Annotated in this window: 14 protein-coding genes and 1 pseudogene; 2 read left to right on the top strand and 13 right to left on the bottom strand. The window is 43.5% G+C overall.

What is annotated here, in order from left to right; all coding sequences use genetic code 11:
* Window positions 1-36: 36 nt before the first annotated feature.
* The 10 genes and pseudogenes from NA330_RS15995 to rfaQ form a co-directional block, all read right to left on the bottom strand.
* A complete protein-coding gene (locus tag NA330_RS15995; protein WP_023242051.1) occupies window positions 37-1,182 on the bottom strand; it encodes a lipopolysaccharide N-acetylglucosaminyltransferase in 1,146 nt (381 codons plus the stop codon).
* Window positions 1,183-1,281: 99 nt separating this feature from the next.
* Window positions 1,282-2,091 (bottom strand): 3-deoxy-D-manno-oct-2-ulosonate III transferase WaaZ, encoded by an 810-nt coding sequence (gene waaZ / locus NA330_RS15990; protein WP_023225108.1) that lies wholly within the window; start codon window positions 2,089-2,091, stop codon window positions 1,282-1,284.
* 149 nt (window positions 2,092-2,240) lie between these two features.
* Window positions 2,241-2,939, bottom strand: coding sequence for a lipopolysaccharide core heptose(II) kinase RfaY (gene rfaY / locus NA330_RS15985; RefSeq protein ID WP_023242052.1), 699 nt, complete (start codon window positions 2,937-2,939; stop codon window positions 2,241-2,243).
* A 22-nt stretch (window positions 2,940-2,961) separates the two neighbouring features.
* Window positions 2,962-3,972 (bottom strand): lipopolysaccharide 1,2-glucosyltransferase RfaJ, encoded by a 1,011-nt coding sequence (rfaJ, locus tag NA330_RS15980; protein ID WP_023242053.1) that lies wholly within the window; start codon window positions 3,970-3,972, stop codon window positions 2,962-2,964.
* 17 nt (window positions 3,973-3,989) lie between these two features.
* Window positions 3,990-5,003 (bottom strand): lipopolysaccharide 3-alpha-galactosyltransferase, encoded by a 1,014-nt coding sequence (waaO, locus tag NA330_RS15975; protein WP_000088489.1) that lies wholly within the window; start codon window positions 5,001-5,003, stop codon window positions 3,990-3,992.
* A gap of 5 nt (window positions 5,004-5,008) precedes the next feature.
* Window positions 5,009-6,088, bottom strand: a complete 1,080-nt coding sequence (gene waaB / locus NA330_RS15970) for a lipopolysaccharide 1,6-galactosyltransferase (protein WP_023242054.1) — start codon at window positions 6,086-6,088, stop codon at window positions 5,009-5,011.
* 117 nt (window positions 6,089-6,205) lie between these two features.
* Window positions 6,206-6,367, bottom strand: a pseudogene (locus NA330_RS15965) (glycosyltransferase family 8 protein); the annotation flags it as partial.
* Between the two features lie 55 nt (window positions 6,368-6,422).
* Window positions 6,423-7,220 (bottom strand): lipopolysaccharide core heptose(I) kinase RfaP, encoded by a 798-nt coding sequence (gene rfaP, locus NA330_RS15960; protein ID WP_000229825.1) that lies wholly within the window; start codon window positions 7,218-7,220, stop codon window positions 6,423-6,425.
* Window positions 7,213-8,337, bottom strand: a complete 1,125-nt coding sequence (locus NA330_RS15955) for a glycosyltransferase family 4 protein (RefSeq protein WP_001261577.1) — start codon at window positions 8,335-8,337, stop codon at window positions 7,213-7,215. Before NA330_RS15955 ends, rfaP begins: the two co-directional genes overlap by 8 nt.
* Entirely contained in the window at window positions 8,334-9,404 is a 1,071-nt protein-coding gene (rfaQ, locus tag NA330_RS15950) for a lipopolysaccharide core heptosyltransferase RfaQ (protein ID WP_001526672.1), read from the bottom strand. The genes NA330_RS15955 and rfaQ overlap by 4 nt, the downstream gene beginning before the upstream one ends.
* Window positions 9,405-9,812: 408 nt before the next feature.
* On the opposite strand from rfaQ, the gene waaA reads away from it, so the two are divergent.
* A complete protein-coding gene (waaA, locus tag NA330_RS15945; RefSeq protein WP_000891580.1) occupies window positions 9,813-11,090 on the top strand; it encodes a lipid IV(A) 3-deoxy-D-manno-octulosonic acid transferase in 1,278 nt (425 codons plus the stop codon).
* 8 nt (window positions 11,091-11,098) lie between these two features.
* Window positions 11,099-11,578, top strand: coding sequence for a pantetheine-phosphate adenylyltransferase (gene coaD / locus NA330_RS15940; protein WP_001171884.1), 480 nt, complete (start codon window positions 11,099-11,101; stop codon window positions 11,576-11,578).
* Between the two features lie 27 nt (window positions 11,579-11,605).
* Here the strand turns inward: coaD and mutM are convergent, their stop codons facing one another.
* The 3 genes from mutM to rpmB form a co-directional block, all read right to left on the bottom strand.
* A complete protein-coding gene (gene mutM, locus NA330_RS15935; RefSeq protein ID WP_001114516.1) occupies window positions 11,606-12,415 on the bottom strand; it encodes a bifunctional DNA-formamidopyrimidine glycosylase/DNA-(apurinic or apyrimidinic site) lyase in 810 nt (269 codons plus the stop codon).
* Between the two features lie 97 nt (window positions 12,416-12,512).
* Window positions 12,513-12,680, bottom strand: a complete 168-nt coding sequence (rpmG, locus tag NA330_RS15930) for a 50S ribosomal protein L33 (protein WP_001051798.1) — start codon at window positions 12,678-12,680, stop codon at window positions 12,513-12,515.
* Between the two features lie 20 nt (window positions 12,681-12,700).
* On the bottom strand, window positions 12,701-12,937 hold the full coding sequence (rpmB, locus tag NA330_RS15925) for a 50S ribosomal protein L28 (RefSeq protein WP_001519051.1): 237 nt from the start codon (window positions 12,935-12,937) through the stop codon (window positions 12,701-12,703).
* Window positions 12,938-13,035 lie beyond the last annotated feature (98 nt).

The raw sequence follows: 13,035 nt of genomic DNA, 5'->3' as shown, positions 1-13,035 counted from the left end.
TACGGTATCAGCGCGTTTTTCATCATCCGGACTCAATCACTTATCAAACCAGCTTTTCATTTGTTCCTCGAAACGCTGCGCTACATTTTCCCAACTGTATTTTGAAAACACCAGGGATTTTGCTTTTTCGGCAATCTGGTGGCGTTCCTTATCAGCAAGCGCACGGTTAATATCATTAATTATACTTTCGCTCGACATAGGCTCTGCGAGGTGATAGCCCGTTATGCCATCTAACACAAATTCGCTAATCCCCCCTTTTTTGCTGGCAAGAACCGCTTTTCCTGCTGCCATCGCTTCTACAGCCACCATGCAAAATGCTTCTTCAACCTGAGATGGCACAATAACCAGATCGGCTATATGATAGAAGTTATGCATCTGGTCAGGAGATTGCCCCCCAGCCATAATACAATCAGTTCCAATCTCTTTTGCGGCGTCCAGTACTTTCTTTTGATACTCTGCTTTTTCACCCTTGCGGCTTGCATAAGGGTCGCCAACAACGGCAAGTTTAATATTACTTCTTAAGGTACGTAATTTTTTGAACGCCTGCAAAAGCAACAGGATGCCTTTATCAGGCGAAATTCTCCCGGCATATAAGAGAACGGTGGCATCTTCCGCAATATTTAATTGCTGACGAAGATTATCTTGTGGGTTTCTTTTATAAGTCTCAGCACAAAAACCATTAGGCACAATACTAACAGCAGCGGCAGGCAATCTTTCTTCATAAAACGCTTTAAGAAACTGACTGGGCACGATAATTTTTGCATCGTTATCAGGAAGTTCTGGTTCAAATGCGTTATGCATGTGCATAACCAGTTTTGCATTTGGATTGCGCTCTCTGATCTGCCGATACAGTTTCATACTATTATGAATAACAATGACGCTATCTTCCTGGGTAGTCACTTTATCTCTAATATTAAGGACGCGCTGGGAATAGGGTAATGGGTCGAGACGAGTCCATTTCTGAAAAAGACGCTTATAAGCTTTACTAAACCCAATGTAATGAATATCACAGTTATCGTTTATTTTATTATATTCAGGATAGCCAGCATTCTTTATACAAGCAATAGCATTCGGTATTGATAGTCGTTTTGCAACCTGGTAAATCCAGGTTTCTACCGCAGCCGCGCCACGTGGAGGAATTGAAAATATAGGAGTAACAGTAAATATGATTTTTTTAATCATAATAGCTATAATCCAGAATAGTTAACTTTATAGAAAAAGAAATGTTATAGAAAAAGAAATGCGTGCCGAAGCAACGCAAAATAATGATTTATCTAGTATCTAGACAATTTTATCGTAATATATTTCATCCTCAAGTTCCGAGGCTGTAATATATGGAATAATCTCGTAATGAATTGCAGTATCATCTGATAAATTAAAGATATTTAAATCACTCACATTTTTTCTCATAAAAGTAAAAAATGGCAGTATTTTAAACAGGTCTTTACTAAGTTCAGATGGCATAGGGCTGGTAGATTCGTCATAGAAACGTGGGCAACTCCCTGTTAAGTCAAGCCCAGAACATATAATACGGCCATACTTAAGGGAATAGGCAACCTGAATAGCGGTATAAGCAATAGTATGGCAAGAGCAATACCCGATGCTGATATCCTTGCAAAATCCAGCCAGTCGCCCTCTTTTCGAAAGGGGAACTGAAATAAGTAATGCTTTATGAACCCGCTTGAGGATATTAAATTTAATTTTCTTTAAAAAGCCCCCTTTTTCTCGGCGATAAAAGGAGCGAATAATTAAACAGTTTTCTTCAATATATTTTTGATCATCCACTGAAGCCTGTTCATACACATCAAGATTGACGATAGTGAACTGACTGTTACGGCTAAAGTTATAAAAATCTTCGCGCCGACGATGGAGGAAGCGAACATCCGTCAGAAGGTACAAAAATGGCTTGACGTTATTGTTTAGCAAATATTGAACAGAACCATTGACTGCAATGACATCTTTCATTCGTAACAAGGACAGCGGCGTCTTTCTGGACGTAGGACCAGAAAGAAAAATAATACAATCTTCAGCCGTTCTTTTCGCAATAAGTTGCAGAACATCGGCGTGAGTTATGAAGTTAACGCTGCCCATAAAAAACTCGTATGTTTATCATGCAACCTATAAATAAATGTTATATTCAATAACTAATATTACATCTCAAATTCTCTCAAGTATGTCATAACGCTGCAGCAAATAAAAGTCAGTCAGCCCCTTAAATTAAACCAAACGTGCTACATTGATCAGCGCTTTTCCTTACCCTTAATACGACGCAAGAAATTTCGAAGTTTTTTCTTATAAATCAATAAGTAAAATCCGATATCTCTCACATTATTTTTGATACCATAATGTCTTTCTAAATCAATACGATCCTTTGCTTTTCGTTGTCTGGAAGGTCTTTTTCCGGACAAATCGATAATTCTGATCTGATTGCCTTGCAAGATAAAGTTACCTTTATGGGGATCGCCCGAAACCATACCATGTTGATGCAGAGAATATATCGACTGTTTGATTTTCCCTCTCACCTCGTCAGAAATTTCTGGCATATCAACAAGTTCAATACCTTCAATATACTCAATTATCATCACGTATGTTTTTACATAGCGTAATGTTTTAATTTCCGCCAGCAGGTAAAAATCATTAAGCGCCGCAAACCCTTCTCGCCGAACACGATCTGTCTGATGAAAAAGCTTTTCGTAGTAATCTCCTTTTACTAACGATTTGAAAAATCGTTCAGTATTTTTTACTTTTGGACTAAATACCTTGAGAATATATTTTCCGTAGTCTGTATTAATCAATACAACTTTTGTATCTTCTATATTACGGAAGACTTTAATAACCTGATGATTATAAGATAGAAAATCTTTGAATATCTCAATGTATTTTTCACCGTCTTTTTTGACAAAGACGGTATAGTTTTTAATCTTTTTTTCAATAATCATAATGGAGATTTAGGGAGGGGAATTATTTGTGGAAAAGTTTACGATAAAGATATGCGCTTCCAGCCATAAGGCCTTTAAAATAATGACCCTGCACGAGAAGATGTTTATATCGCTTCTTAAATTCGACTATGGTACGCGCATCTTTTGCAGGAGAATCTTTCCAGGGCGAGTTCAGTCGTGCATTTTTATAATAGATAACTGAAGGATAATTTGCCCAGGCATGCCATGGTTTTGTAGCGCCCGTATAATGAATTAAAACAGTATTATCATTAATTATATTGCTATATTTTTTATGTGACTTATCTTTCAACTCACTTTTGATAGTATAAATGGTATTATATGGTCGCGGTAGAAAAATGACTTTATCCTGTAGGAGAATATTCAAAACATCCTGATCGGGATATTTAAAAGAGTCAGCCTCTTTACCTGCCAAAAGTAAAAATGCCTTTTTGGTTAAGGCATTCTCTTTCCATAATTTCAGGTTAACAAAAACCACGCCGGAGTTAAAATAACCACCTTGTAAATTAAAAGCGCTTAATCTCTCATTTACCTTATTCTGGATGGAATCAACATCTTTTACGACCGCAGCAATCTTCTCTGTCAAATCAAGTTGTAGAAGATCTTGCAAAGATCCTTTGCATACAACATCGGCATCCAAATAAAGTAGTGTATTTACCTTCTTGCTGAGATAATCGAAAGCAAATAAACGAAAATACATTGCTCTCGACCATACTTTAGTTTGAGGCAATACCTCAAGGCTTTCTACTTTAATAAGATAAAGAGAAATTTTTATGTGATGCTGTACGGCTAAACGCTCTATATATTTTACAAAACACGGGGAGTATGAATCACAAATAATGTGAAAAGCGAGCGGGATATTATTGTTTAATACAACTGAAGCGATTGATACCCCCACACCATCAAGATAGTTTTCATCAACGCCATAAGAAATGTTTAATACGTTATCATCATTATTATTACTTTCATCAAAAACTTTATATTCAGCTATTTCTATCTCAGGAAATGAATCCATTACATCACCTATGGGTTTTATTCAAGAAGTTTACGTTTAAAGTAGGCTATATAATAATTTATACCCGAAGTATAATGCTTCTGATTAAACATATGCTTTGCCGCATAACGTAACTGATGGCTAGTGACTGGATTTAAAAGTGCACAATGAGACCATGGTGAGTTGCTCTTAGCCTGTAAAAAATATTGTGACACGGGGTAAGCCCCCCAACTATGCCAGGGCTTCGTTGGTCCGATATAATGAACAAATACAGTCTCAGCATCGACTGGATTAATAACTGAATCTTTTAATTCATAGTTAAGACTAAATTGTGTATTAAATTTTTTATCAACAAAACGCGCTTTATTCACTAACAATATATTTAATACATCCTGATCAAGGTGCGTTATGCGCTGTACTACCTCCGGATCTTTTAGCATTTCAATCGCTTTCTTAGAGATATTTTCTGCGGTCCAAAGAGGTATGTTAATTAAAATAAAACCGGCATTAAAATAGCCAGAAACCAGCCCAGGCGTTGCCAGGCTAACCGAGCGCTTAGTCCACCATTCCAACTCGCCTTCAGCAACGACAGCTGCAATCTCATTTTCAGCAAAATTAAGATCAATAAGTTCCTGAATACTCCCCTTACATGCAATATCTGCATCCAGATAAAGTACTCTATCTGTTTTATCTGAAAAATAATCGGCGATAATGAATCTAAAGTATGTTGCATAGGTCCAGTTTTTGGTACTGGGTAGCGATTTTAAGCGCTCACAGTCGATTAGGTAAACAACAATCTGCGTAGCGTACTGTTTTGCTAATGCCTCAAATCGCTGCTGGTCTTCAGAGTCAAAGAAATCGGTAAAAACATGGAAAGCTAACGTCTTCTCTGGGTTAGCGAGGAGAACCGATGCAATAGAGACACCACAGCCAAAAAGAAAGTTTTTATCAATCCCATAAGCTATATTAAATTTATCAGCATCACTATGTTGTGCATAGTTATAATCTAAAGTCTGTTGAATGACTTCTTCTTCAAAATATTTTCTGCTCATAGTGATCACTTTTGTAATTTCGAGAATATCGCATTATTAAAATTTTTAAAATATAGCACATCGTAAAATCTCTCAATCGTGCCGGGAATAATATCATGCTGATATTTTACTTCACCAGAAATAACACGATTAAGGTGTCCTACAAAATCATCTATAGCCCCCGGGGTATAAAGCTCACCATTCAAACCGGGTTTAATCATATCGCGCGGACCAGACATACAATCAGAACTAATACACGGAATTCCATATGACATTGCTTCCAGCAGGGTCATAGGGAATCCCTCAAATGCAGAGGTAAGTAGTAACGCGGTGACATTTTTTATTTTTTGCTGTACAACTTGCCACGGCGCGCTTTGCCAACCATACCAGATCACACGCTGCTCAATACCAAGCTCCCGACTATAGGACTGGCACTTTTCAAAATCTGAGCCATCACCAATAATATGTAGCTGCCATTCCCCTGTCGTACGAGCTAAGCCATCAAATAAATCTTTAACTCTTTTCTGCCCTTCAAATTTAAGACGCCCTACATAGAGAAATACAGCAGGTTTATCGCGCTCAGGCGGCGGCACAATGATTGTTTTAATAGAGACAGGATTATAAACGACGCTAATATCTTGCGCTGAGATACCCCGTGCCATCATCTGTTCTTTAATACCACTACTGATGGCCAGATGATAACCCGCGTACGTTATACATTCTGCATGTTTTTTATGGTCGAGCGAAAAATGTGGCCACGAGAAAATAATAAACTGTTTACCACTTTTCTTTCGTGCTTTATTGGCATAAAGACATGAGATGACATCAATACATATCACAATATCCGGTGACGTTTCTTTCAGCCACTGACTAAAATTATAAACATGCTTAGCTCGACGAAGAAAACTTAATTTTATATTTGAGAATGATTGCGCATATTTAATCTCTTTTAGCCATGCTTTATCCATTTTGTCATTACGACAAAAGAAAAACATTCCACAGTTGATTTTCGGAGAGCTATTTTCAAACGTATGGATAACGTTGCTAATAACGGTTTCCATCCCTCCAAAACCGGATACTGCTTCGCCAATAAAAGCTATTTTCATATATACTCCAGAGTTAAAACCTTAATCTAAAGACTTTAGATATTAAATAGCAAAAATAGTAATATAACCCTATAGAGTAATTTTTACCTGACATCTCTCTTTTGGCTTTAAGGCGTATTCAATATCTTTATTATTTTCGATAATGGAATATATTGCCACACCTGCTGGCATTATAAAACTATGATCAAAGCAAAGAGCAATGTCCAGTCTTCTTCCAAAAAAATCATCATGTTGAATTATGTTTTTTTGGTTTGAAATATAACTTTTAATGTCAGACATTCTGTCTATCCTTGTCTCACTCATAAATTACTCACTGAGTGCATAATTATTATAATTACAGATTTTTTCTTATTGTTCTTTCTTTAATTCGAGCGGCTTTAACATCTGCCTGATGAATCAACCCCGATTCTTTTTGCAAAATCTCTCGCAGGGGGAGAGAGAAATACTCACGCATAAACCGGAATATATCTCGCTGAGTCAGGCCAATATTCATTGAAGAAAAATAAAGCCCAATTAAATCTTTGTCACGCCAGCGAAGGGGAACGTGCTGGCGTATCTGCGCGCGATGCAGGTCGATTACGGAGATTTTTAAATCCTCTTCGCGACCAGTGAAAGGTAAATGCAGAAGAAAGTGGCAAATATAACAGTCGCGATGGTTAATTCCCCCGGCGTGCATTTTACGTACCATAGTCGCAACACGCTTAATGATCATCCACTTCACCTGCGCGTCCGGTGGATTAACAGCCCAGTCAGCACAGTAGTCTTCAAGGCTAATCGTGGGCGTTAAATCTTCGGTGATAATAAATGATGTTCTGGTTAGCGGATTTACGCCTTTTTCACCAAAACCAACGCCGTGCATCGTATCAACGCCCAGCTCATGTAGACGATGAATAGCGTGCCATTCTCTGTCAGCGCCCAGAACAGGCATACGTAACGAAATCAGGTTCTTCACAATTTCTTTCAGCGAAGTGCCTTTATGCCACTTCAGGAAGTAGCTTTTACCGTCCAGCTCAAACCGCAATGTTCGACGCGTCTCCAGCTCTCTGAACACTTCGCCCTGTAACGTTTTCACTTCCTCAAAAGCATCTTTACCGCGCCATAGTGTGGTTAACGGCGCTTTCAGCTCAACCATCTAAATCACCTGTAATAATATCTGCGGCCTTCTCCGGTAAGCTGTATAAATCCTGGGTATCAGCATAATACCGCGCATTTTCAGCCCAGGCGTTGCGTAAGGAAGGCTGTGTCAGCGCTTTGAGTAAAACCTCATTTAACGCATCCTGGCGGAATGGTTCAGTCATCGCTTCGCCACAGTTTGCATCCACAATATAATGTGCATAACCGCACACCGCGGTTGTCAGCACCGGCAAACCAGCAGTAATGGCTTCCAGCAAAACAATACCAGCAGCTTCCTGATAGGCTGGGTGCAGTAAAAGGTCGGCTGCCGCCATTAACTCCGCGATATCATTACGTCCGGAGAAAAAATGCACATTCGTGCCGACGCCGCTTCTTTCAGCCAGTGCTGCAAACTTCTTCGGCTTATCCTGCCCGACAACATAGAGCACCGTATTTTGCCGTAAAGATTCGGGTAGCGATGCCAGCGCTTCAATAGAGCGATCCACACCTTTACGGGTGAAGTCAGACCCTACTTGCAACAGTAATTTTTGCTGTTCTGAGATACCATTTTTCTGACGATAAATTTGACGACTGTTTGGGATCTGTTGGCTATATTTTCTGTCCGGGTAAATCCCCGGAGGAAGGATATGGAAACGCTCCGCTTCAGTCTGATAATGTTTTTGGAAGTCAGCAATCTGCTTATTCGTCAGCATTAATAGTTGCGTCGGCTTGCCGTGTTCAAACGTGGCGCGTTCAAAAGCAGCATAATGCCGATAGCGTGATGTCAGGCGATAGAAAAAACCTTTTTCCTGTGCGACTTTTTCGGCATAACACACGTCTGCGGCGTAATACACATCAAGGCCAGGCATCTTATTGAATCCAACCACCCGATCGACAGGGTGGTCGCGCAAATGGTGTTGCACCCAGGCATAATATTCTGCGTTACGACCGTGGTTCGTCCGGGATTTAACCGGCACGCGGATTAATTCAAAGTTATCCGGGCATTCCCCTTCCCATGACTGAGTATAAACACGAACCTGATGACCTCGCGCCGCCACGGTTTGGGCAATGCGCATAAAATCACGCTGCAGACCGCCAAAAGGAAAATACTTATATAAGCAAAAGGCAACTCTCATAGCAGGCTGTCCAAATCTATGGTGCGTGCCTCATGCGGCAGCATTTTTTCCGTCGCGGCGATAACATCTTCAGCCGGAATCACGGAAAGGTATTTTTTATTACGATCAAGCTCATGCCGTTCAGGCATCGGCTGATAATTTCCTGCCCAAAACTGAATGATGTCGTCGGTCCAGGGACGCCAGAACACATGATCCGTCGCGCCGAAAAGGCAAATGACCGGCGTTTTGACTGCTGCGGCAATATGACCAGGGGCCGAATCAACGCCGATAAAGAGATCCGCATGGTCAATCAACGCGCCCAATTCAGGAAAGCGAGTTTTACCCGCCAGACCAGTAACCGGTTTTGTCTCACAGCCGCGTGCAATAGCATCCACGCAGGCCATCTCGTCTGCGGCCGGGCCTGACGTCAGTACAACTTGATAACCGCGGCGCTGCACGGCATCAATAACCTGAGAGAATTTATCATTATCCCAGCACTTAAATAGCTGCCGTGCCGTAGGCTGAATAACAACATATTGTCGGGTCACACCAAGTTGTTTGAGCTGTTGTCGCATGTTTTCCCAATGTTCCGGGCGATAGCTCATGGTGGTTTCCGTGACATACTGTTTTAGCGCTAACGGCTTTAGCGCGGATAATGTGCGCTCAACAGCATGTTCTCCCGCATAAGGTACTAAATGCGTAAAGCTTTTTTTCCATAAAGCAGACTGACGATTACCGAAATCCTGCGAGATTTTTATTTTTGCGTTTAAAAAACGCACAATAAGCGCCACGCTCCACTGGTCGGTGAGATTGACGACCAGATCATACGAGTTAGCACGCAATTTTTTGATTAACGATAGCGCGTTTTTGATCTTCTCTTTTGTTCCTGCGCCTTTGTTACTGATGCCGTAGAGTGCATTAATCTCCGGATTTTCCGACAATATCGGTATGGTGTTCTGGTAAAGAAGCACATCGATTTTTGCATCGGGATAATTCTGCTTCAGCGTACTGATGACAGGGGTGGTAAGTAACATGTCTCCATGAAAACGCATTTTTATAATCAGAATTCTTCGAAATGGCTTTTCCACAAGCGACTCTTTGGTTGAAATTGTCCGGATAAATAAGCAGAAAAAAGCACGCTACCGCCCCAGGCTTCACAGCAACCCGATGGCTAATACCGCACTCATTTTAGATGCGCTAGTGTAACACTTCTTTCGCAGCAATCCGATACGAATAATTTTTATACACAATCATTTTTTTAATTATAAATTCAAAGAGATAATAATTTATCCCTCTCTTGTGAATGGTCATTCCCATTGTCTGGGGCGACAAGGGCGGCAAATTTCAATGGATTGCGTAAAAATGCAAAAATAATGAGGTTCAGCGCCTGGAATCCTCGCTTCTGAGCCAATTTGGCGCAAAAATGGGAAAAGTAATGGTAAAGCCCAGGCTAAATACATAGAATCCCCAGCACATCCATAAGTCAGCTATTTACTATGCTCGAATTGCTTTACACCGCTCTTCTCTACCTTATTCAGCCTCTGATCTGGATACGGCTTTGGGTGCGTGGACGTAAAGCGCCGGCCTATCGTAAGCGCTGGGGTGAACGCTACGGATTCTACCGCCGTCCGTTGAAACCGGGCGGAATCATGCTGCATTCCGTCTCGGTGGGCGAAACTCTGGCGGCCATCCCATTGGTCCGCGCTCTACGTCATCGCTATCCCGATCTGCCTATTACCGTAACGACCATGACGCCGACCGGCTCGGAGCGCGTCCAGTCCGCCTTTGGCAACGATGTTCAGCACGTTTACTTGCCTTATGATTTGCCCGATGCGCTCAATCGTTTCCTCAATGAGATTGATCCTAAGCTGGTATTGATCATGGAGACTGAGCTCTGGCCAAATCTGATTGCTGCGCTGCACAAACGTCATATTCCGCTGGTTATCGCTAATGCGCGGCTTTCCGCCCGCTCCGCCGCGGGTTATGCGAAGCTTGGCAAGTTTGTCCGTACGCTCCTGCGCCGTATCACCCTGATTGCCGCGCAAAACGAAGAAGATGGCGAACGCTTTGTGGCATTGGGCGCGAAGAACAATCAGGTCACGGTCACCGGCAGTCTGAAATTTGATATTTCAGTTACGCCGCAGCTGGCGGCTAAAGCCGTTACGCTACGCCGCCAGTGGGCGCCGCACCGTCCGGTCTGGATTGCCACCAGCACCCACGATGGCGAAGAGAGTATCGTTATCGCCGCTCACCAGGCGTTATTACATCAATTCCCGAATTTATTACTGATTCTGGTGCCCCGCCATCCGGAGCGTTTCCCGGATGCTATCAATCTTGTGCGTCAGGCAGGGTTAAGCTACATCACTCGCTCTTCGGGCGAAGTGCCGTCCGCCAGCACCCAGGTCGTGGTAGGCGATACTATGGGCGAATTAATGTTGCTCTATGGCATTGCCGATCTCGCCTTTGTTGGTGGTTCGCTGGTTGAACGCGGCGGTCATAACCCGCTGGAGGCCGCCGCTCATGCGATTCCGGTACTGATGGGTCCGCATACCTTTAACTTTAAAGATATTTGCGCCCGTCTGGATCAGGCGAGCGGACTTATCACGATTACCGATGCGGCTACGCTGGCAAAAGAAGTTTCCTCTTTACTGACCGACGCTGATTATCGTAATTTCTACGGACGTCACGCAGTTGAAGTGCTGTATCAAAATCAGGGCGCGCTCCAGCGTCTGCTGCAACTGCTGGAACCTTATCTGCCACCGAAAACGCATTGAGGACTGTCATGCAAAAACGGGCGATTTATCCAGGCACGTTTGATCCGATTACTAACGGTCATCTCGATATTGTGACGCGCGCAACGCAGATGTTCGACCATGTCATTCTGGCCATCGCCGCCAGCCCCGGTAAGAAACCCATGTTCACCCTGGACGAACGTGTGGCGCTGGCGCAAAAAGCGACCGCACACCTGGGTAACGTAGAGGTGGTGGGCTTTAGCGACCTGATGGCCAATTTCGCCCGCGACAGACAGGCGAATATCCTGATTCGTGGTCTGCGCGCGGTGGCGGATTTTGAATATGAAATGCAGTTGGCGCATATGAATCGCCATCTGATGCCGCAACTGGAAAGCGTTTTCCTGATGCCGTCCAAAGAGTGGTCGTTTATTTCATCGTCGCTGGTCAAAGAAGTGGCGCGCCATCAGGGCGACGTGACCCACTTTCTGCCGGACAATGTGCATCAGGCGCTAATGGATAAGTTGAAATAAGTTTCCTTCCTTGCCGGGCCTGGCGTTTTACTTCTGACAGTGACGGCAATAGAACGTCGCACGCTGTGCGTGTTTCGTTGCGACTATCGGCGTACCGCATACCCGACACGGCTCGCCTTTGCGCCCGTACACCTGCAACTCCTGCGCAAAATAGCCCGGTTTCCCATCGCTTTGCAGAAAATCCTTCAGCGTTGTTCCGCCTTGTTCAATAGAGCGCAGCAAAACGGCTTTAATCACCCGTGCCAGCAGGTCGCACTCCTCTGTCGAGAGTGACGACGCCAGGCGGTCAGGGTGAATACCAGCGGCAAACAGCGACTCGCTGGCGTAGATATTCCCCACGCCGACCACCAGCTTGTTATCCATCAGCCAGGGTTTAATCGCCGTCTTCTTCTTCGCGCATTTCTGCCGCAAATATTCGCCATTAAACTCATCGCTTAGCGGCTCCGGTCCCAGATGCGCCAGTACGTTATGCCCTTCCAGCTCTTTGGTCCATAACCAGGCGCCAAAGCGGCGAGGATCGGTATAACGTAGAATTTTGCCATTGCTCATCACCAAATCGACATGGTCGTGCTTTTCCGCCGGCAGCGCTTCCGACAGTATCCGCAAGCTTCCCGACATCCCCAGGTGAATAATTATCCAGCCGTCAGGCAGCTCCAGCAGTAAATATTTAGCACGACGCTGAACGCTAAGGACGGGTGTATCGCTCAGACGATAAATTTCGTCTGAAACCGGCCAGCGCAGACGACCGTTACGGATATGGGCGTGCAGGATAGTAGCGCCAACTAAATGGGGTTCAATACCCCGGCGGCTGGTTTCAACTTCGGGTAATTCAGGCATAACGTCTCCGGCTGTGTGGCAGGTCTCATTAATATGGGGACGGCCAGAAAACAAAAAACCCCGCCGAAGCGAGGTTTTTGTTACATCAAAGCGAGAATTATTTGATTTTCGCTTCTTTGTAGATCACGTGCTGACGGACAACTGGATCGAATTTTTTCAGTTCCAGTTTTTCCGGTTTAGTACGTTTGTTCTTCGTAGTGGTATAGAAGTGACCAGTACCAGCAGAAGAAACCAGCTTGATTTTCTCACGAATACCTTTAGCCATGACTTATTTCCTCTTAGTACTTAGTACTTTTCGCCACGGGCACGCAGTTCAGACAGAACTGTTTCGATGCCTTTTTTATCGATGATACGCATACCTTTAGCAGATACACGCAGGGTGACAAAACGCTTCTCGCTCTCAACCCAGAAACGGTGAGAGTGCAGGTTAGGCAGGAAACGGCGTTTAGTCGCGTTCAGTGCGTGGGAACGGTTGTTACCGGTCACCGGACGCTTGCCAGTAACTTGGCAGACTCGGGACATGTCTATTCTCCAAAAATCAAATTAGCTCGAGCTTCGTATGGGGTATCGGCGCCTCGTCAGGCTTTACAGCCTGGTCATCGCGCAGTTCTATTGAACTC

Origin of the sequence: Salmonella sp. NW722 (genome assembly GCF_051702785.1) — a bacterium.
Lineage (GTDB): Bacteria > Pseudomonadota > Gammaproteobacteria > Enterobacterales > Enterobacteriaceae > Salmonella > Salmonella enterica.
This window is presented reverse-complemented; position numbering and strand designations above follow the sequence as displayed.